We start from the raw sequence: 21,269 nt of genomic DNA on the forward strand, positions 1-21,269 counted from the left end.
TTTGGGTATGCTGTATCATATATCGCTACTAATATTGTTACCTTATTATTGTCATAGGACAAGAAACTGATTCTGATACTTTTCTTGAGACACTTCCAAGTCCTTTGAATTTAGCTAATCCTTGCAGTCCATTACTTCCCATAACTATTAAATCAACTCGATTATTGTTAGAATAATCTACGATTTGATTAGATGGGTCGCCATAAAGAATCAGTGATTCTAGTTTAATTCCCTCTATAGATTTATAGGCTTTCTTTTTTTTGTCCATATCATTTTGCATTAGAGTTTTTGTTTCTTCATATATGCTATTGGCATGTTCATTTAATGATGGGTTTACATTTTCGTTTTTAATTTTCATTTTTTCCAACAGACTTTTGGTAAACGGGATTTCTTGTACCACATGTAGCATTACGATTTTAATTATTCGTTTTTTTGGATCACCTCGGAAGATTGCTTTTGCTAAATAGACCGCATACTCTAATGCATTTTCGGAAAAATGAGAACTATCATACGGTACTAAAATAACTCGTAGATCCAATCTCAATTATGAAGATGGATATTACATCATAATAGCCTTACTATGCATACATATTTTTGCTTCCATGACTAATTAATTCCATTTGTCAAAAATCATATTTGATTTAATAAAAGCAATCAGACTTAATGTGATAGTCTCTATCATATTGTATATAAAAATGACAAACTATTATTTTAATAGGTCAGCATAGAGACAATATGTATAATAAAGATATTACAAGGTGTTTTTATTGAAGCGATATCGGATCACCATGGATGAAATTATGATTGTAGGTTGCTTTGTCGCCTAACTCAACATATTTAGCTGGAATGAACAGATTGATTATTTGTGATAGACTGGCCCTCTTACAATCGCTCATTAGTTCAACGCGGTGAGATCCTCTTCTCGTATGATTTCCTTGATGGTTGGGGTTCAGAGATAGAGAATATGAATATAAACAAAAAGGGTAAACCATTTGTATTTCCAGATTCTTTCATCTTGGCCATTGGTTACATTCGCTATTTATTTCACCTACCATACAGACAAACCCAAGGTATAATTAAGGCCACAGGAAAAAGGTTACCTGCTAATCCACCAAGTTATGGTCACATCTGTAAACGAATCAACAAGCTAAACATCGATATTAAAAGAGACAAGATGGATGACGATGATGACCTAATAATATCAATAGACAGTACAGGTATCAAGATTACTAACAGAGGTCAGTGGATGGATGAGAAATGGAATACACAAAATAGAAAAGGATATCTCAAGATCCACGTTGCTGTAGACATAAAGACCAGGAAAATCATTGCTTTGGAAGTGACAGATGAGAAGGTACATGATGGGAAAATGCTAAAGAAACTAGTCAATCATGTTTTGGATTCGAGAGAACCAAACACTGTAAAGATAAAATCGGTACTAGCTGATGGAGCCTATGATTCAAATCCAAACTTTGTGTATCTTGAGGACAAAAAGATCAATCCAGGTATAAAGGTAAGAAGGAACTCTATTGTTTCTCCTAAAAACAATAGGTTAAGGAACAACGAAGTAAAGTTACAAGCAAAGGATCTGTTGAAATGGAAGACAAAAAGAAAATACGGACAGAGATGGATATCTGAAACTGTGTTCTCAGCTATAAAGAGAATGTTTGGTGAATACACATCAGCAAACAGGTTTCAAAACATGGTAAAGGAGATCATGATAAAAGTATCATTGTATAACATTTTTAGAAGAATATAACATGATGATCATGATGATAACCGGAGAATAAGGAATTATGCAACAAAGCAATTGTAGGTCTATAACATAATCGACAAGAATCTGATGTTTGTGAAATTTTCATTTAATTTTGTTATTTGGGATGGATGCTAGCTCGTCTGTGGCCGCCAAGCCCGAGAGATTTTATTCTCATCGAATAAGTAATGATCATCAATGTAATTCAGATCAACTTGAGTTTTAGTATATATTCATTAGTTATGGAGGAATATTATTTATTGATATTCTTCTCAAGACCCTGTTCCAAAAAGACGTTTATAGATCTCATTTAATCAAAGGTAAACGGCTGTATTGTACGTAATAACCCGAGTTTTGTTGCCTTCATGTTAATTTATTCCATAGAAAGGAGCCTAGCATAATACATAAACATAATCTTGTCAATACAACTTTATAATGAATGATAAAATAAAGATACTTGGATTTGCGGGAAGCTTAAGAAAAGAATCCTTCAATAGAGCACTTTTACGGAATGCAGATAAATTCGTTCCAGATAATGCACGTCTAGAAATTTTTGAACTTGATGGTATTCCGCCATTTAACCAAGATACTGAAAAGGAAATGCCTCAGAAGGTAAGAGAATTCAAATCCAAAATAAAGGATGCAGACGCAATTTTGATTAGTACTCCTGAATATAATTACTCTGTACCCGGGGTGTTAAAAAACGCAATTGACTTCGCTTCTAGACCATATGGCGATAATCCCTTTGACGGTAAACCAGTTGCTATAATGAGTGCATCAATAGGAATGTTAGGAGGAGCAAGAGCACAATATCATCTCCGACAAATATTCGTATTCCTTAACATGTATCCAATTAACAGGCCCGAGGTAATGGTAAACTTTGCTACAGACAAATTCGACTCCGAAGGCAGTCTATTGGATGAGACCTCACGGGAGCTGATAGGAGAGTTAATTCAAAACCTAGTGGATTGGGTTATGTTATTAAAAAAATAACTAAACCAATAACCTGAATGAATTAAATGAAAAACAACTAATCTGTTATCATTAGTTGGACCTGTGATCGTATTTAAGAATGATGGATATACTAATATTATAATTATTGAACTAATGCTACTAGAAAGAAGTCGATTACAATCAGGTCTTGTATACATTTTGACTATCTAAATTATGAAATTTTGTAACTAAGAATTAGGAAAGTAATTTATACATGCTTTCCTGAAGATGGTTAAACAGGATATACCATAGGAAAAATGAATTCTGTGGGCTTCGAATCCATGTGTTATATAGAATCTGTTAATTAATATATTTTTATTCTGAAGAACCACTTAGATCGATCTACAATAAAACGGGAAGATTACAGCGGGCCCGGTGGGTATAGTAATAGATATATTACGAGTTTAAGAGCTTTCCAAAAAAAATAATTAACTTATATTTTCTAAATAATATGCATTTAGACCTAGTTAGCGGTTTAGCAATTGAATGGGATTAACCACAAAACCCTTCTCGTGTGATTTACAGTAATTCGTATCTTAAAAATTAGTATTTACTTAATATTATCTATTGATGACCGGACTTGATTAGAGTTGAGGCAATGGTATCAATAGTTTGTCAATTACTGAAAATTATATTCTTCTTGGAACCATGACTCGTATTTTTTATCATATAAAATTGCAAGTTTGATTTTTACTCGAAACTTTATTTGTCATTCAAATCAAATTTAAATAATGATGTTATGTACTGAGTCGCCCTGCTCTGCATTATTATCTATATATTTCTCACAAAAAACAATACTATTTACTATAAATATGATCAAGGTATTTGTAGTCTATTCTAATAGCAGCTCCTTGGGTAATATATTGATTCATTATTTCTATATATTGCTTTATTGAATCATATAGATCGGTATCTTTATCTGCAAATATTAGCCTTCGCCTGTCATTTTGAGTCACCTCGTTTGAAAGATAAAATGAATCATGTAATTCTTCAATTCGTACTGCATAACTATCATGCCACAATCCTACATCTCTCGAGTCCAACAAATTAGATGGTGTTGTACTGTCTATAGCGTTTTTAGCATTTTCAGGACTCACCCAAAATAATTGAACATGCATGTTCTCATGTCGTCTTACAAATTCCTTACAAACATAATATTTAGCTCGAATATCCGCGTGTAGGTTATCTATGTCCGGTATTAGATATCTATTACCAAAATTGACTGGAATCGGAATCCCTTTAAGTTGGCAGTCTTTTTTTATTCGTTCAAACATCATTTCCTGACTTGTCAGAAAGCCTCCTCTTTGACTTTCAAAAACACTGGGTAGGAACCGACTAACTCCAGAATATTTTGACCCACCATAGTAAAATAATGTTTTGTAAAAATTAATTTCATCTTCTGCTTCTAAATCGTAACCATTGGCGGTAAAAATTTTAGAGAATTGTTTCTTGAATTGATTTACTTTCAATATGAAAAATTCTTGAACTGGAATCTTAGACTCCTTGAGTATATTAGGAAAATCTAGAGCTTCATCAATATTTAAAAAATTCTTGATACTGGCATTTCCAAAATTGAAGTCATTCATACTTCCATAAAATGAAAAAACTTCCTCGCCCTTTTTATCGTGTTTAATTGGATAGTTTCCGATCGAATGTATATGATCAAAAAGAACAAGTTTCCAATCTGGAAGTACTTTTCCAATCATTGCATCTCGAGCCCCTTTAGATAATAGAATTTGATTTGGAAGACATAAATTCAGTAATCTTTGTGCTATAATGGAGCTATAACCCCATGGTGCATATTTATTATGAGTTTTTTCAAAAAATGAAATACTTGTACCAAAACTGATTCCCATCTTCAATGCTATCTTTTCAGTATCATCATCTTTATTTTCAGTACTTAATTTATGATGTAGGAAAAGTGCCAAGTTAATAGCATCGTAATATTCATCAAATACCATAAACATACCGTCACCGGTAAAATTGTAGTACTTCTTAATTTCGGTATATTCTTTAACTCTTTCTGCAATCATTAAAAATTCTAATGTCCAGTCTTGTAGCGTAGTAATTTTTTTTACTTGAATGTCTTCTGGTATACTAGTCTTTGACGAGTCAACTACGTCTGTATAGACAAAGAATTTTGCTTGATCGGATGACATACCAGTGTAAAACCATATCAAACATATATACGTATATTTGTTCAATGGTAGCGTGAGTAAAAAGGAAAAAAAATTAATATATATTTATATATTACCAGTGTAATAATCTAATTACACATGGGAAGGGCGTTTAATAGTAGCGTAGTTACAATAAGAGTACCGATAAAAAAAGAGATAGACAAACTTAAAAAAAGCGAGGTATCTGTAGGAACATTTGTAAACGATCTTTTGCATTCATACTTAATAAAAGAAACTAACTCCGATCTAATATATCCATATAAATTTTCGTTGATGGACGATACAATGACATTAGGCTCGATCCCCGATCGACCTTTATATGCTCAAATTTATAGGCATAGACTAATTCACAATTTATCCATATACGATCTTGAAATAAAGAAGCACGTAATCCCTTCACCTGTATTGGAAAATAATAACCAGGTTGCTATTTCTCGATATTCTTCAAAAAATATAACCATTACTGATAACACAAATAATTACCTACAGGTTTTATTTCCCAGAAGCTTTGATAAGAAATATGAAGAGTTAATAATAATTTTCCCTAATCCCATTAGGAAAGGTGAAGAGTATGAATATTTCATTAACTATGAGAATGATTATACTGATTCTGTAAAATCCTCTTCTAAAGGAACATTACATTATGTTCACAAGTTTCTTTCTAGAACAGATAAATATGTTATGTCATTCAAATATCCAAAGAGATGGCCTGACTTAGAAATAGACATTATAGGAGAACAATATTTGATAAATAAAAACCCTATTCAGGAAACTCCCAAGTATAAGATACAATCTTATAGCGCACTTAGGATTTCCCCGAATTCTGAAATAGCTTTTGATATTCAATCAATGGCTAATAACCGTGATTAAGATCCAGCAGAAATTTGCTGTTAATGATGAAGATATTGATTGAAATACAATAACACTTAGCCTACCAGATAAGATCGCATTCAAGCAATTAACTTTCTCATAATATGCATAATTTAATAAGATTGTGGGTATAGAATGATTTAAATGCCAAATATAAATAATAGCATAAATTTTTTTGCTTGAAGGTGCTGATATGTAAACTACCACCGGTGGGCTTCGAATCCATGTGGTACATGGGAACTGTTAATTAATTAAATTTTCTAAATTAATTTATTCATTTATGACAAAGGTTAATTATGAAACGGACCCGGTGGTTTCCGCTGCATTTTTACCGCAAGGAGAGTGTCATTTAATAAAATTAACAATACAAATAGATATTTTGATCTTATTGGAGTTATACAGGTTAAGTGACGCTCATAAGCTTAATTCAATTAACTGCTAGACTGTCATTAAATAATTATTTAACCAAAAAAATGTTGGTTGTCAGCCTATAGCAGCAGTAATACTTTCCTTTCAAACATCTGGTTTGATCACCACAATGATATCGATTGTGATTGTTATTGGCATTACCTATGTAATTTATTATCTTACCGATCCTATATATAAGATTCTTGGAAGACGTGGCTCGTTAATTATTACAAGAGTATTCGCTATTCTGGTTGCAGCAATAGGAGTTCAATATATCGTGAATGGACTTGAATCGTTATTAAACAATTAGTTATGTTGTATGGCAAAAATATATCTACAATTTAATTAATGATTTGATCATCATCATGTTTTTGATGATACATTTCTACCATCTCGCCATTTAGATGTAACATTATCAAGGTTAAAGTTTACATTATTGGCTCTTTACTCAAATGACTTCCTAAATATTTTAACCTATTTTCTAAATCTGTTCCCAGAGGATACATTTTATCATTATTTGTATATTCATAAAGTTACACCTGAGAAGTTTTACAATTGGGACAGTATTGATAATATAACCAATGCCATAATTTTGTATCATCATTAAATTCAGGGTGATTGTGCCTTAATTGAGGATGGAAGTGTCCTTTACAACTCTGGCAGTGCATAGGTAGTATTAGGTCGTAATATTATTAAACCGTTATGTGAGTATGAATCATTTTGACTCAATCTAATACAAGAGTATGAAATCTTATTTCCTATGAACGATTTACGTACGTTCAATCGTAATCCTCAAGGTTTGACAATAGGTCCAATGGAGACTTGTACCTAGCAGAATATGGTCCCAATTCTGAACACGAAATTAATCATCTCATAGTATAAGGTAAGATGGTTAGCCATATGTTGCGGGATTCAATGAGTACCTGGTATATCGATAGGAAATTGCGTTTTTTAACACCCCGGGTACAGAATAATTGTATTCGGGAGTGCTAATCAAAATAGCGTCTGCTCCTCTTATTTTAGATTTGAAATCCCTAACCTTCTCGGGCATGTCTTTCTCAGCGTCTTGGTTGAATGGTGGAATGCCATCAAGTTCAAAAATTTCTAGACTAGAATTATCTGGAATAAAACTAACTGCGTTGCGTAAAAGGGCTCTATTAAAAGAATCTTTCCTCAGGCTTCCAGCAAATCCCAGTATCCTTATTTTATCACTCACAATCATGTATTGATGAGACTATGTTTATGTTTTGTGCTCGGTGTCCTAAAATCAAGACTTGAGACTAATTATTGGTTGTGATACGAATTGTAAAGGTGCATCAAATTAGAACTTATCTCCGCATATTAAACATGGGTTTAAACTTTATTCATAATCGAATTGATTCAAAGGTGAAATTAGATTCTAATGCTCTAATTCAAACTATAACATCCTTTTTGCATATGCTTCTCTAGCCCCACTAACGACTCCTTTCTTCTCAACAATAAATGATGTCACGTTGTCGAATTCTTATGTCATCATGCTAATAATATTCCTGTTGAAATTTAATAACCTATACAGTAAGGACATTACGAATTGAAGAAATTATTTTTTATCAAATCAACCAGATCAAACTCGTTTGATTTATTTCAATGTTTACTAATAAGTTTAAAAGTAAATACAAGATCTATACCTTGTAGAGTAGAGGTCTGTTAGATCTTTGAAACCCTTATCATTGTTGTGGCAGAAACGGTTAATCCTATATGCCGAGTAAAAAAAAACTTACTCGCTAACCTTGCTACATGGCACCTATTTGTTTCATCATTCCAACCAAATCGTAAAAGAGTTTTTCTTCAACTATTTCATCGTTTCGCCAATGGGCAACAGTACAAAATTCGATTTGAAATTTTTTGTTTGTAGGCTCGATAGTTTTGCCATCCATTCCTTTCAGTGGCCCCTTGAATGTCCCAGTAAAGTTTGCCACAGAGCATGTCCAATCATCTTGGCCAAACAGTATCTTGTATGGATCATTGTCAATGTGGTTGTCAGGAAATGCCTTGAAAAACTCTATTGATTCATTCTTATGGTTATCTCTCCCCTTAGTTGGCTGCGGTTGTCCGGGCCAGTATACTTCTGTACTTTCGGCATGGCGTTTGATAAAGGTGTCCCAGTCCTGACTATTCCATGCATCATCCAGAGTCTTCATCAATCGTAAATTTCCCTCTAAATTCATGCAATTATGTAGGTAAGAATAACAGATAAGCTTTTTTTCATGTTCTATTATATTCTTTAAACATTGCCACGAGCTTATCTTTTCATATGACCATATGTTTCCTTGATAAGTAAATAAGCATAAACTAACTTTTGGTGTTAAATACGTTGGACGCATACATTAAGTATGGATGTTGATAATCCCAATGAATTTGTAGCCAGTCCGTCACTAAAAGTAGATCATGTTCATCTCAAAGTTTCTAATATAGAAGAGTCTATAGGTTTTTATGAATCCATTCTTGGGTTGAATGTTTTGGAAGCCCAATCAAGCGGAAATACTGCATACTTGGGTCCAGAGTCGACTGGGGAAAAGTTATCAGCGCTACTGATTCTTGATCAAATAGACCAAGACAGAGGTATAACTGATCTTAGTAGAGAGAGAATGGAAGCAGGTCTTTACCATTTTGCAATATTATTACCTGAAAGAAAATATCTTGCGTCCTTTCTTCAACATTTCCAAAAGAACACAGATCCACAGTTTTACGATGGTATGGCAGATCATGCGGTTTCTGAATCAATTTATTTGCATGATCCGGATTACCATGGAATTGAGGTTTATAGAGATAGAAAACCCTCCGAATGGCAATGGACAGGTGAAAATAAAATATACATGGTAACAGAACCCCTTGATGTAAACAATTTGCTGAAGCAATATGGTAATGAAAAATGGGATGGTTTTCCTGTCCGTACTACGATAGGTCATGTACATCTCCATGTCTCTAATCTTACAAAGACAAAAAAGTTCTATCAACAGTCACTTGGACTTTACCATACTGCATCTTATCCAGGTGCGTATTTCTTCGCCGCAGATAAGTATCATCATCACGTAGCGACCAACACTTGGCTTGGGACAAACATTTTACGAAACAGTGCCAATGATCATAGGAAGTCAGGACTAGAACACTTTGCTATAAGTATAGATGGTGACAAAGGAGATCTAAAGAAATTAAAAGACCATTATGAGCTAAATGGTATAACTATTGACGAAGACACTGATGATTCTGATAAACAGCACGAATCGTCTTTTTATACATACGATCCAGATGGAATAAAAATACAGATCCTGTTGAAAGAATAAATTTATTAGGCGAGTTCCAATATTATTGTAGACTGCATCCTACAATGGTAGGAGAAGTAAAAGTAGTTCCATAACGTCTTTTTAATTGAGAAAAGTTACTAAAAATAATATCTGGCCCGGTGGGTTTAGTAATAGATATATTACAAGTCTAAATTGTAGATAAAAACTATCATCGGTGATAATTATGATTTTGTATATGAAATCCATAATCTTAAATATATCAACAATATTAGGACAATTGTATGCCTCAAGTAAAATTGGTATTTATTGTCTTAGTTCTCACCACTCTGTTTACATATACTGCAGTGAATGTAATACCCGTCTATGCTCAAAATGGTGGATTGCGAATAGCTCCAGTGATAAAATGGACAGACAATAAGGAGGGTCATTTTAACTACTGTGTTTACAAAGGGGACGTACCCCTTGGAACTAACATTGACAATATTAAAAAATACTGCTTAGTAGCTACCGAGAATCCCTCACTTAATAATATGTACGCATATTTGGATGATGATGTGAACATGTATCATCTGGATGACATAGTTGTGCCGCCTAATGTAATCAGGGATGGACAAGCGTACACTGTTTGTGTTGGCTTTAATCCTCAATCGGAGGCAGACTATTCTATTGCAGAAAGTTGCCAACTATTTTATAACACTGAAGGAAGTCACGTTGAAACCCCACTCATCAACTTAGATAGAGATGCATGTTATGACTGTGATTAGTTGACTAATAATTTATTTAATAGTATTTTGATTTTTATTTGATTCAACTATTACAAATTATAGTATAGCTGGACCGGTGACCGGTGACCGGTGGGCTTCAGGACGATATCGTCCTTCCGGGTGGATTTTAATAATTATGATTTGTCAATTAAGATGAATTTGTCAATAGATATGTGTTATTGTGTCTCATACGGCATAACAAATAAAATTAAATGTACACGTTATCTTTTACAAACGTTTTCAATATTTCTAATGTTTGATCCAGGGGTTGTTCAGAACTAAATATAATTAAGGTGTGATTTCCGCTTTTGTTATCTGGCCAATATCCTTCTGGACAATAATCACATTTAGAATAAGTAAAATTATATTCACTTAGTATTTTAATTCCATTTTCATTAAACGCTTGTCTATAATATGCTAAAGAACCAGGATGAGAGTTACCGTCATTGTCCTTTGTGTCTTTGACTTGATTTGTAGGAGTATAAAATCCTCCAACAATTAGTTTGTTGTTCCCACTGATATTACTATTTCCTTGATTGTTTTCCAGCACAGTAATTGTTCCTCCTTTTATTTCATAGTCCTTATCAGTTATTGAATAATTCCCAACAGGAAGTGTAAAAGGTTCTGAAGTATTTGTATAATCTAAGGTACCGGTTGAAAATGATGAAGCACCGCTATTTTCCTTATTATTAACATTGACTAATTCTAGATCATGTGGATGGGGTGTATCCCAAGGTGCATCGGCATCCAGGAATATTAACTTTGTACCCTCGTAGATAACAAGATTAGTCGGTATAAAATATGCGTTCTTATCTGTAATTAATTTATGTTGTTCCTGTTTCCAACTTTCATGTGCTTCGTTTACAATTAACATTACAAAGGTGTCTACATTGGCAGGTAGTTTCAATATCTCAGTTGTATGGACGGATTCTGCCAAAGGAATATTGGGATAAACCGTAGTAACATTGGAGACATTCCCTTGGGCATTTGCAAAAATCATCTTATTATCTATATTAACTCCAAAACAAATAGCTGATATTACCGATACAGCCAGAAGAGCGAATAAATACCCTCTATGGGTGTTCCTATTATATTCCATATTTATAATACTAGAGGGTGCATTTATGTCTTATAGTATTTATTATAAATATTGCGAATATCTTCGTATAGCAAGTAAATAGTGAAAAATATTAGATGATATAAAACCTCATAACTTCGCTATCCAATTTCGTATGGCTCACTTTGACTCCAATAATGGATTAACTAGTTATTAGCAGAGAATGATAAATGGGAACGGACATAATAGAATAAATTCTGTGGGCTTCGAATCCATGAGGTACATGGGAACTGTTAATTTATAAAATTTTTTTATAATGATATCGGATATTCAGTTTGTAATACTATATTAAAATTACAACGGGCCAGCTGGGTTTTGTAATACATATATTACGAGTCTAAATTTTTGAAACAATAACAATTCGTTTTTCTAAATTTTCGTGCTATTTTATTTGACTTGCATAAGTCTTGGAAATTTGAAGAGGCTATCAATTGATCATCCATAATGTCATTTTTGGATTATAGACATTGACCAAGAATATTCATAATTATTCGAATAGCCATTATATTCATATGATTAATGGTGATAAAGGTTTCCCAAATTCAAATCATTGCAGAGACTATCTAGCTAGATTATTGTGAACGTGAATGTATGTCTTGTTTTTAAGGCTTTGGTTATTTGTAACTATAAATATATTATAAAAATTTTGACTAAAGGATTTGTTAGTCCATATAATCGTTGCAAGGGTCGTCCCAATAGGTAATTGCTTCTCCTAAACAATCCTCTTCATTTGTAATGCTGGGTAAATTATATTTCCCGTAAAGGTTTCCATAGGGTTGGTTTCCATAGGGTTGGTTTCCATAGGGTTGGTTTCCATAGGGTTGGTTTCCATAGGGTTGGTTTCCATAGGGTTGGTTTCCATAGGGTTGGTTTCCATAGGGTTGGTTTCCATAGGAATCATCGCAAGGGTCGTCCCAATAGGTAATTGCTTCTCCTAAACAATCCTCTTCATTTGTAATGCTGGGTAAATTATATTTCCCAAGTGGATTGTGTGGTTGGTATTCTGTAAGATCTTCTTTAGATTCAATTCCTTGATTCTCTTCATTATCACCTTGCGAATCATCTTTTCCTGTAAAAAGGTTGTTTATCCAATCCTTTATTTGTTGAGAATTTGGCCAGACATTAGTGATACCTACTCCGGGATTGGCTGGAATGGTTAATTGAGCCATTGAACTATTGAATGATGTTAATAATATTACTAATACAATTGCACTTACTAAGGGTATTTTGATATTACTCTTCAATGTCATATAGTATGCTGTTCTTCTATGAATCCTAAGTTAAAAAGATTTTGTTCGATAAATGATTTGATTTCATTCGCTTTGGGATGATGTTTATCATAACTCAATGCTTTATTGACTGCGTCACGAGCACTTTCCAAGGTTTTTCTGTCTCGTATCTTTAGGTTTTCTTTTTCGGGATTATCTGGTTGAACTAGGCATAATGCGAAACCCGCCCAACAATCAGGATTAGTGGGTTCAATATTTCTTCCATTTATAAAACTTTGACAAGCCTCTTTATATCTTCCTTGATGGAAGAGTGTATTCCCTTGCAAAACAAATACATTGGCTAATATTTCATCTCTTTTCTCTTTAGAAATATCGACATTCTTGTGGATACTGTCGATGGCACTTTGAAATAAATCTAAAGCCTTTTCGTAATTTCTTGCCTGTTTGTAAAAACGTCCTATTTCAACTAGCGGTTCGAAATTTGAATCCTCTTTAAATTTTTTCACATATCCCTCTGCTACATCTAAATCCTTTTTAGTTCCTAAACGGAGAGAAGTCATTATTATATTATAAATAAAGAAATTATCATCCTTTTTTATAGAGTGTGCCATTTCAAAATTAGCTAACGCCTTTCGGAAGATTTCCTTGTCATTTTCCTTCATGGCTTTCCTAAAAAGGAAATATCCATAATCATTCCAAAGGTGGGGATTCTTTCTGTCTTGCTTTCTGGCTTCTTCTATTGCTCTACCTAATTCCTCCAGGGCCAGGTCTAGGTTTCTTTCCCTAAAATGGGTTTTCCCTATCGCATGCAAAAGCTCAACTGCATGTGTTTTTGAAAGTTTTGGAGGATCGTCTTCAGTTAACCTAAGCAATTCTTGATATATCTTACGTGACTGTTCGTATTTCTTTTCCACAAACAATAAATCTGCTTTCTGCCATTGATTCTTTATTTTATTATCAAAGTTACTATTTTCTATTAAATTGTATTTTGCGAACACACCATCCTCGAGTTTAATATTTATTTCTGCCTTAATTTTCGAGTATGGCGTTATTACAACATCTTTTTCATCCTCTTTGTCTCGTTCAACCCCTTTGACATAAGGATATGACTTGGAATAATTGTAGATTTTTCCAACTTCCGTTCGAGCTAACACATATTCTACATGAATGCAGTTTTTTGATTTATCTTCTTCACAATATAGAAAACTCTGTCCATTCTGTTGCTTAAAATAGACATGAAAGCTCCCACCTTCTTTCAACCAAAAATTACAATAACCATCCGTAAAATCAACACTTAATATTTTGGAAAATATCCTTGAATCAAAATACTCCTTCATAAAGTCTTCTTTTTCCAAGTGGGATTCAAGAAATTCATTTACTAGAGCGCTAAACTCGATGTTCTTGCCAGATATATTTTCCTTAATCTTCTTGGCTACTCCCACTCTAATTGCTATTACTGGTGAATCCTTAGATCTTGGCACAACATATCAACGTAATGACGAGTAATTAATTTTACTCCAATTAATAGATAATCTCTAATTGACTTGATGTCCTTATATAATTAATGAATAATAGAATAAATTTAAACATGAAATATACTACCTTAACAAATATCCTGATAGAGCTCCGATTAGTAAAATGAATATACTCGAGTAAACTATGAATGTATAGTAATGTTTATGTACTCGCGTATATAATCCAATAGAGATGGAGACATCTTATAAAAAAAATATCGGTCTGGTAATTTTTTTAATTGCTACGACGGGTGTTATTGTAACAAACAACGATTTAGTATTCGCGCAGTCTGAGGGTTGTAATGGGCATGAAGTTTACGTTAATCTGGATCTAACTAGCTTTGCACAAGGGTCATTAATTGTAGGTGTAACTGCTGATTTAACTGGAGATGTAGTACTAAAAGAGGTTTTTGATAGTCCAGACTCTTATCAAGTTCAAAGTTTTACGGGCTGTATGTATGTTGCTAAGGGGGATACACTCACAGCTTGCGCTGTAGTTAAGGCGACGAGTGGAACTATTTGTCAGGAGCAAAGTGCTTTTGGAAGTTCAACCTCGTTTTTCCTTGACTTGGATCAGCAAGTATATCCTAATCAATACGACCAGAATAATTACTCGACAGAGGAAAGCTTTTCGGAGAATGGTCATATTGAGGATATATATGGTGATTCAAATCTTTTTTAATTTTTGTGTTACCTAATAAAGTATTTTATAGATCCGTATAAGACAATGGTTTAAGACTTAAAAAATTTTTTGTAATATTGCATTATTAAACAATGGATAATAATATGATTCACTTCTCATAGGCCTCGACAGAAAGTTTTATACAAATCTGCATATCTAGAATGGATCCGAAAGACTATTATTCAGTATTTGAATTCTCGCCAAATTCAACTGATGATGAGATAAGAGATACATTTCACATTTGCGCTTTAAAGTATCATCCGGACAAAAATAAATCGATGTTCCCTAAAAGGAGAAATAAGGGACGCTATAACTATTAGATCGTTTTCACATAATAGTTTTGCAATGTACGCAACCGTTTTAACATTGATTTCTCTATTTTTTTTTGAAAATCCTAACTCAGGATAAATAAATTTTCTGATTTCATCACAATCCAAAATGATCACAGCGTGATTTCTGTCCTTTAACCTATTCTTTATAATTTTGGCTATCGTGGTTTTTCCGGAACCTGATAGTCCGGTCAACCATATAACAAAGCCTTGCCTAACTTTATAATGTTAAAAATTTGTTACTTATATCTTGTACTTGCAAACATAGGTGGGATTACATCTTACCGATATGAATTACACTTCAGATGTTGTAAGGAAGTGAATCCATATGGAAATCAAAATTCGGTTTAATCTAATACCTGAGAAGAAATGGACTGGCGAAACTATATCTATTATTTGCAAGAGATGCACTACATCTCGAAAGACATACTAAAAGTGGAAGAACACATTTAAACAGAAGGGGGTTGGATGCATTATCCTCTTTCGAATCAATAAATATAAATGAATCAAGAATATGAAAGATGACCTGGCATTATTTAAGTGGGTAAATCATTGCAAACTACTGTTGAAACTATCTTTATTGCCATCATTTCATTTCTATTTATCTAGTATGAACAAAAATAGTTATTAATAATATGTAATTCAACTTGAGTTCATTGGAAATAAGGTCCATATGCATCAGGGATTGATATTTTTCGATACCTCTTGAGTCCTAATAAAGTAGTAAAATTACAACAGTGCCCGGTGGGAGAGTCTGTGTTACCTAAGAATTTTAATCTGTGTTTCTCTTAACTATAAAAGGTACTTCCTATCAATTTATCAATTGATAATGCCAATGCATATTGAATTTATTAATATTGATAAGCTGAAATATCATCTATCAATCCTGTTTAATTTATAATATCAAAGATAATGTATCTAGGAACTATTTCCTTGGTTTTTAGCTTATTTTTGTCTTAAGTCTTAGTACTTCCCCGAGGTGATATTACTGGATTCTACAATTATTTGAGTTAAACTTCTACAGTATGTTACGAATGGGTATTAATATCAATTTTCTCGTTTGATTGAACCGTTGTGTAATTGGTATATGGCAAACCATATACATCGATAATTTGAGTTAAATTTAATAGCTAAACAAAAATAGATCAAACATTCGATGTGCTGTATTAGTAATATGCTTCTACCTTTAATTGCACTAATTTTTCTTAGTGTTTATTTTTCTTTCAATGATGTTTCTGAATGTCTGGGTTTAGAAACGGATCGAACAAATAACAAAAATAGTTTTGACCTATCGAAAAACGATAAGTCCAATCCTACTAATAATTTAACATATATTAATGAAACATTAGGCATTAATTTTATTTATCCAGATAGTTGGAATCATGTATATAGATATGAGGGTGGGATACCACATGAATATTTTTATCATAATAATGCTTTGTTGCATAATTCCTTATTCTCCGGTTATCATCATGATCATCATGTTATATTCTTCTAAAAATGTTATACAATGATACTTTTATCATGATCTCCTTTACCATGTTTTGAAACCTGTTTGCTGATGTGTATTCACCAAACATTCTCTTTATAGCTGAGAACACAGTTTCAGATATCCATCTCTGTCCGTATTTTCTTTTTGTCTTCCATTTCAACAGATCCTTTGCTTGTAACTTTACTTCGTTGTTCCTTAACCTATTGTTTTTAGGAGAAACAATAGAGTTCCTTCTTACCTTTATACCTGGATTGATCTTTTTGTCCTCAAGATACACAAAGTTTGGATTTGAATCATAGGCTCCATCAGCTAGTACCGATTTTATCTTTACAGTGTTTGGTTCTCTCGAATCCAAAACATGATTGACTAGTTTCTTTAGCATTTTCCCATCATGTACCTTCTCATCTGTCACTTCCAAAGCAATGATTTTCCTGGTCTTTATGTCTACAGCAACGTGGATCTTGAGATATCCTTTTCTATTTTGTGTATTCCATTTCTCATCCATCCACTGACCTCTGTTAGTAATCTTGATACCTGTACTGTCTATTGATATTATTAGGTCATCATCGTCATCCATCTTGTCTCTTTTAATATCGATGTTTAGCTTGTTGATTCGTTTACAGATGTGACCATAACTTGGTGGATTAGCAGGTAACCTTTTTCCTGTGGCCTTAATTATACCTTGGGTTTGTCTGTATGGTAGGTGAAATAAATAGCGAATGTAACCAATGGCCAAGATGAAAGAATCTGGAAATACAAATGGTTTACCCTTTTTGTTTATATTCATATTCTCTATCTCTGAACCCCAACCATCAAGGAAATCATACGAGAAGAGGATCTCACCGCGTTGAACTAATGAGCGATTGTAAGAGGGCCAGTCTATCACAAATAATCAATCTGTTCATTCCAGCTAAATATGTTGAGTTAGGCGACAAAGCATCATAATAATACAAACTCAACGTATATTGATATTTCTTTTACTACGATGTCAACTGAAAGTCTATTGAACGCTATTAGTCATGATATCGAAAGTAAGCGCAAAGACCTATTGGATTATCGCATTATTGAAATGAATAATACTGTTTTAGACAACCACGAAAGTTACTATTTAAAACAACGAAATACCAAAATGTATAATTATTCCTCATGGATATCTACTATTTCTACTGATTTTTACTTAAAACAACTTAATAGTGTAATAGATATAAGATACGTTGCAGATGAGGATCTATTCAATCAGTCGCTTCCTGTTTTTTGGCAAATTGTTAAATCATTGAATTTAACTTCCGAATTTGAAAATTCAGCTTTATATGCACCAATCATAAAAACAGGGAGTGTCCCTTTTTCTTTTGGATATAACCCCAGCACAAAAATACTGTATGTATCTAATGCCGCTTCAAATACTATATCTGTTATTAATACCCGTAATAATCAGGTGGTCTCAAACATTGCGGTTGGGCAAATTCCGCAAGATATAGCTATTAATACTGATTTGAATCAGGTATATGTTGCTAATACTGGATCAAAAAACATAGCCATTATTGATGGATTAACAAATAAAATCACTGGACAAATTGACGTTGGATTTACCTTTGATAACATGGTGTTGGATCCTTATCAAAATCTGTTATTTATTTCCGATAGTTTAAGCAGCACTCTCTCAATTATCGATACTATTTCACATAATGTGTTTGAAAAAGATATCCCTATTACCATTAAACCTGTGGAGATGAAAATTAATCCCATTACTAAACAACTCTTCTTTCTAAATCAAAACTATTCAGTTATATCTATGGAGTATTTTAGCGATTCCTCTAGAAGTCCCCCTCAACTTGGATCTCCCGCTATATATTTGAACGGGACTCAAAATTGGGATATAGCGGTAGACCAAAATACTAACAAAGTTTATGTTTCTGACAATACTGAAGATATCATATCTGTTATCGATGGTTTTAGCCTTCAGAAGCTTAAAGATATCCCGGTAAGCTATGGACCACGTTATTTGTCATTAAGCCCTTACAATGATCAGTTATTTGTATCGCATCAAGAGAACAATACTATAACAATAATTAATAGAACTACTAATGAAGTTGAAAAAACCATTCATACAAGGAATAATCCGTTACAATCTTTTTATAATGGAGATATGAATATTGCTTATGTTTCTGACATTAAAAATAATGGTATATTTATTATTGATGGAAAAACAAAAAATGTTTCTGTTGGATTAGAGTTCGTCTATGAACCAGCAGAAATTGGTTATTTAAATTGTAACAACAAAAATTATACTAACCACGCATACGCATTTTTTGATACAGGCAGCAGGTTAATTTGTTATCCTGTAATATTTCCAAATTATACTACAACCTATCAATTCAGTTCCCTCCAATACCTTGATGCTATATTTAATGCAAATTTTTCTGAGCCGCCTTATCATCTAGAAGCTACTAATTTTGGTACAGCACTAGTCAAGTTCACGGTCATACCTGATAATCTTTTGGGTCAAATAGAGAACGTGATAAATAGTCAATTTCATGACATCTTTTATAGTATTTTTATAGTTATAATAGTAGCACCCATAATAAGTTGGGCTATTCCTTATTACATATCACAAAGGAGGAAAAAAATACAATTAAGACACATCAGATATCATTATACAAAAATTGATAATATTTACAATGAGCATAACAAATACAAAACTGAATGTTTGTCAATTTTAGAAGAATATCGTAAGGATCTCGTTTCGTTATTTCATCGTGGAATTTTGGAAGACTCTTCATATGTATTTTTAAATACTCATATTGTTGAGTATCAGAAGAAATTGAGTAATGCCGGTCCCTAAGTTCAACAATCGAGGTGCCTATGTAAAATATTTTGAAAGGTATTGAATTTTGTTCATTATGTTCCAATTTTTATATTGAGTGAATGTAGTTCCTTTGAATTCATGTCATGAAGTTCTCTAAACGAACGGGATGGGAACGTACGATGTAATAAGAATTCGGTGGGCTTCGAATCCATGATGTACATGGGAACTGTTAATTTATTAAGATTTGGCAGACAAATTATTCAAATATTTAGATTGAATTTATTTAAATTTACAGTTGTCTGAGCTTATAAAACAACATAAGAAAATAAGGAAATAACATTAATAGCGAGCCAAACAGCCTGGTAGCGCTGATAGCTGATATTTTTTAATATGTATATAAACCAACTGACATTACTATAAATTGTGTGCAAACCACACAAAAAGATAAAGAAGATCAAATTTTGAACTTATTAGAGGAAGGATATACTAACAGGCAGATTTGTAAAATTGAACATTGTTCGCCAAATAAGGTATCCAGTGTCAATAAAAAAAGAACTGGAAAAATCAACGAATTGGATACACAAATTAAAAATAAATCCATTTGTTCACAGGTATTTGACCTATTGGAAAAAAAAGTTCCCCTTGCCCAGATTATTACAAGGGTTGATATCGATCCGGATGAAGCAATGAAAATAGAAAATAAATATCTTCAAGTGTCAAAAAGAGATAGGATCATCTATTTGCTTAGAGAAGAAAAAGACATGGTTTTAACTATCGAGAAACTAGAATTTCTAAAAGCAAATCCTGATCTATGGAAGGAAATCAAAAAAACGATGGACATTCAAACAGTGAATAGGAATCTAGTGATAGAAGGAGATAATATTGAAAATGAAATAGAAGGAAAAAAAATTTTACTAAAAAATTTTTATAACAAAATGATAAAAGAAAAAAGAAAAAAATTGGGGATTGATATCTATTAATTCAATCACAAATAAATTTCTGTATTTTTTAGATGCCCAGAAAGAATCATCATCACAATATATAACATAAGAGATGCCAGTTTGCTATTACAGCGGGCCCGGTGGGTTTAGTAATAGAAATATTACGAGTCTGCTTCCTTGAGCATTACATAATTATTCAAATCCAAGTCATTTGGATAGGAATCAAAAATATACTTGGTCATTCCAAATAGTCATTCTTACTGCGTCTTTACATTCTCTTTTATCTTATTTCTCCCTAGTATTTTTTACCATCCATTCTTGAGATTTCAGATATCCTAGCATTGATATTATTAGTAGAATTATGCCGCCTACTAGTATATATGACAGGGAATAAAGCTTCACGGAGAGTATCTTTAGACTTAGGTTAATTATTTGCTAAGTTAATACCTTATCTACAAATAATTCCTTAATATTGGAATTCAAAAGCTGGTAGTACTGTATATTTTCTTCTAAAAATGTAGTAAAAGGCTGTTATACTTCATGAAAAACAATTATAACGCTTTGGAAATAATTTCGTCTATAAGTCATTTTCGGTCCATGGTGTTTTTGGAAAAAATTTACTAGTTAGACCGTTGACTAACCGTCTTAATTCAGGTAAATTATCTGCTCTTACCTCGATCGTTTTATTCTCTTCAATGGTTACTTTTATATAGTATTCGGGCATGACAATACGTCTAAATTTTATTATATAAAGTTATCCAATATTGCTACTGAACTGGATAAAAATCCACATATACGCGTGAGATCCTCGTTCCTAACTAGAAATAAACTAGTTCCTTACAGTCGACATTTTGTTCTAAATAACCATAAATTCTTTTTAGTGTAGTAAGTTATCAGGTAAAACAGAAAG

At 32.7% G+C, this 21,269-nt stretch carries 19 protein-coding genes and 1 pseudogene; 10 read left to right on the top strand and 10 right to left on the bottom strand.

The window, feature by feature from the left end; translation table 11 throughout:
- Positions 1–37 precede the first annotated feature (37 nt).
- The gene (locus NMY3_RS05275) at positions 38–544 is read right to left on the bottom strand and encodes a universal stress protein (protein ID WP_196817877.1); all 507 of its coding nucleotides are present in this window, start codon (positions 542–544) and stop codon (positions 38–40) included.
- A 321-nt stretch (positions 545–865) separates the two neighbouring features.
- Here NMY3_RS05275 and NMY3_RS05280 point away from each other — a divergent pair, with 321 nt between their 5' ends.
- Positions 866–1,759 (top strand): IS5-like element ISThar1 family transposase, encoded by an 894-nt coding sequence (locus NMY3_RS05280; RefSeq protein WP_196815659.1) that lies wholly within the window; start codon positions 866–868, stop codon positions 1,757–1,759.
- Positions 1,760–2,188: 429 nt separating this feature from the next.
- Positions 2,189–2,746 (top strand): NADPH-dependent FMN reductase, encoded by a 558-nt coding sequence (locus tag NMY3_RS05285; RefSeq protein WP_196817878.1) that lies wholly within the window; start codon positions 2,189–2,191, stop codon positions 2,744–2,746.
- 797 nt (positions 2,747–3,543) lie between these two features.
- Here the strand turns inward: NMY3_RS05285 and NMY3_RS05290 are convergent.
- Positions 3,544–4,905 carry an adenylate/guanylate cyclase domain-containing protein gene (locus NMY3_RS05290; protein WP_196817879.1) on the bottom strand — a complete coding sequence of 454 codons (1,362 nt, stop codon included), beginning with the start codon at positions 4,903–4,905 and terminating at the stop codon, positions 3,544–3,546.
- A gap of 117 nt (positions 4,906–5,022) precedes the next feature.
- On the opposite strand from NMY3_RS05290, the gene NMY3_RS05295 reads away from it, so the two are divergent.
- Both NMY3_RS05295 and NMY3_RS17040 read left to right on the top strand, forming a co-directional pair.
- On the top strand, positions 5,023–5,793 hold the full coding sequence (locus NMY3_RS05295; RefSeq protein WP_196817880.1) for a hypothetical protein: 771 nt from the start codon (positions 5,023–5,025) through the stop codon (positions 5,791–5,793).
- 502 nt (positions 5,794–6,295) lie between these two features.
- Positions 6,296–6,511, top strand: a complete 216-nt coding sequence (locus NMY3_RS17040) for a MarC family protein (RefSeq protein WP_425319394.1) — start codon at positions 6,296–6,298, stop codon at positions 6,509–6,511.
- A gap of 582 nt (positions 6,512–7,093) precedes the next feature.
- On the opposite strand, the gene NMY3_RS05305 is transcribed toward NMY3_RS17040, so the two are convergent.
- Positions 7,094–7,417 (bottom strand): NADPH-dependent FMN reductase, encoded by a 324-nt coding sequence (locus tag NMY3_RS05305; protein WP_196817881.1) that lies wholly within the window; start codon positions 7,415–7,417, stop codon positions 7,094–7,096.
- Positions 7,418–7,973: 556 nt separating this feature from the next.
- Positions 7,974–8,408 carry an ester cyclase gene (locus NMY3_RS05310; protein WP_425319392.1) on the bottom strand — a complete coding sequence of 145 codons (435 nt, stop codon included), beginning with the start codon at positions 8,406–8,408 and terminating at the stop codon, positions 7,974–7,976.
- Between the two features lie 165 nt (positions 8,409–8,573).
- Between NMY3_RS05310 and NMY3_RS05315 the strand changes: the two genes are divergently transcribed.
- Together NMY3_RS05315 and NMY3_RS05320 are read left to right on the top strand one after the other, a co-directional pair.
- Positions 8,574–9,524, top strand: a complete 951-nt coding sequence (locus NMY3_RS05315; protein ID WP_196817883.1) for a VOC family protein — start codon at positions 8,574–8,576, stop codon at positions 9,522–9,524.
- Positions 9,525–9,766: 242 nt separating this feature from the next.
- Positions 9,767–10,249: a hypothetical protein gene (locus NMY3_RS05320; RefSeq protein WP_196817884.1), complete on the top strand. Its 483-nt coding sequence runs from the start codon at positions 9,767–9,769 to the stop codon at positions 10,247–10,249.
- A gap of 208 nt (positions 10,250–10,457) precedes the next feature.
- Here NMY3_RS05320 and NMY3_RS05325 read toward each other — a convergent pair whose 3' ends face one another.
- The 3 genes from NMY3_RS05325 to NMY3_RS05335 form a co-directional block, all read right to left on the bottom strand.
- The gene (locus NMY3_RS05325; RefSeq protein ID WP_196817885.1) at positions 10,458–11,348 is read right to left on the bottom strand and encodes a hypothetical protein; all 891 of its coding nucleotides are present in this window, start codon (positions 11,346–11,348) and stop codon (positions 10,458–10,460) included.
- A 680-nt stretch (positions 11,349–12,028) separates the two neighbouring features.
- Positions 12,029–12,616 (bottom strand): hypothetical protein, encoded by a 588-nt coding sequence (locus tag NMY3_RS16655; RefSeq protein ID WP_231100312.1) that lies wholly within the window; start codon positions 12,614–12,616, stop codon positions 12,029–12,031.
- Positions 12,613–14,076 carry a tetratricopeptide repeat protein gene (locus tag NMY3_RS05335; RefSeq protein WP_196817887.1) on the bottom strand — a complete coding sequence of 488 codons (1,464 nt, stop codon included), beginning with the start codon at positions 14,074–14,076 and terminating at the stop codon, positions 12,613–12,615. The genes NMY3_RS16655 and NMY3_RS05335 overlap by 4 nt, the downstream gene beginning before the upstream one ends.
- Before the next feature lie 226 nt (positions 14,077–14,302).
- On the opposite strand from NMY3_RS05335, the gene NMY3_RS05340 reads away from it, so the two are divergent.
- Both NMY3_RS05340 and NMY3_RS17045 read left to right on the top strand, forming a co-directional pair.
- A complete protein-coding gene (locus NMY3_RS05340) occupies positions 14,303–14,791 on the top strand; it encodes a hypothetical protein (protein ID WP_196817888.1) in 489 nt (162 codons plus the stop codon).
- A 161-nt stretch (positions 14,792–14,952) separates the two neighbouring features.
- On the top strand, positions 14,953–15,111 hold the full coding sequence (locus NMY3_RS17045) for a DnaJ domain-containing protein (RefSeq protein ID WP_196817889.1): 159 nt from the start codon (positions 14,953–14,955) through the stop codon (positions 15,109–15,111).
- Here NMY3_RS17045 and NMY3_RS05350 read toward each other — a convergent pair.
- Together NMY3_RS05350 and NMY3_RS05355 are read right to left on the bottom strand one after the other, a co-directional pair.
- Positions 15,040–15,333: pseudogene (locus NMY3_RS05350) on the bottom strand (adenylyl-sulfate kinase); the annotation flags it as partial. The gene NMY3_RS17045 and the pseudogene NMY3_RS05350 overlap by 72 nt on opposite strands.
- Positions 15,334–16,604: 1,271 nt before the next feature.
- On the bottom strand, positions 16,605–17,498 hold the full coding sequence (locus tag NMY3_RS05355; protein ID WP_196815659.1) for an IS5-like element ISThar1 family transposase: 894 nt from the start codon (positions 17,496–17,498) through the stop codon (positions 16,605–16,607).
- Positions 17,499–17,597: 99 nt separating this feature from the next.
- On the opposite strand from NMY3_RS05355, the gene NMY3_RS05360 reads away from it, so the two are divergent.
- Together NMY3_RS05360 and NMY3_RS05365 are read left to right on the top strand one after the other, a co-directional pair.
- Complete coding sequence (locus NMY3_RS05360; RefSeq protein WP_196817891.1) at positions 17,598–19,454, top strand: YncE family protein; 1,857 nt, start codon at positions 17,598–17,600, stop codon at positions 19,452–19,454.
- Positions 19,455–19,843: 389 nt separating this feature from the next.
- Complete coding sequence (locus NMY3_RS05365; protein WP_196817892.1) at positions 19,844–20,398, top strand: hypothetical protein; 555 nt, start codon at positions 19,844–19,846, stop codon at positions 20,396–20,398.
- Between the two features lie 538 nt (positions 20,399–20,936).
- Here the strand turns inward: NMY3_RS05365 and NMY3_RS05370 are convergent.
- Complete coding sequence (locus NMY3_RS05370; protein ID WP_196817893.1) at positions 20,937–21,083, bottom strand: hypothetical protein; 147 nt, start codon at positions 21,081–21,083, stop codon at positions 20,937–20,939.
- Between the last annotated feature and the right edge of the window lie 186 nt (positions 21,084–21,269).

Origin of the sequence: Candidatus Nitrosocosmicus oleophilus, assembly GCF_000802205.1 — an archaeon.
GTDB lineage: Archaea > Thermoproteota > Nitrososphaeria > Nitrososphaerales > Nitrososphaeraceae > Nitrosocosmicus > Nitrosocosmicus oleophilus.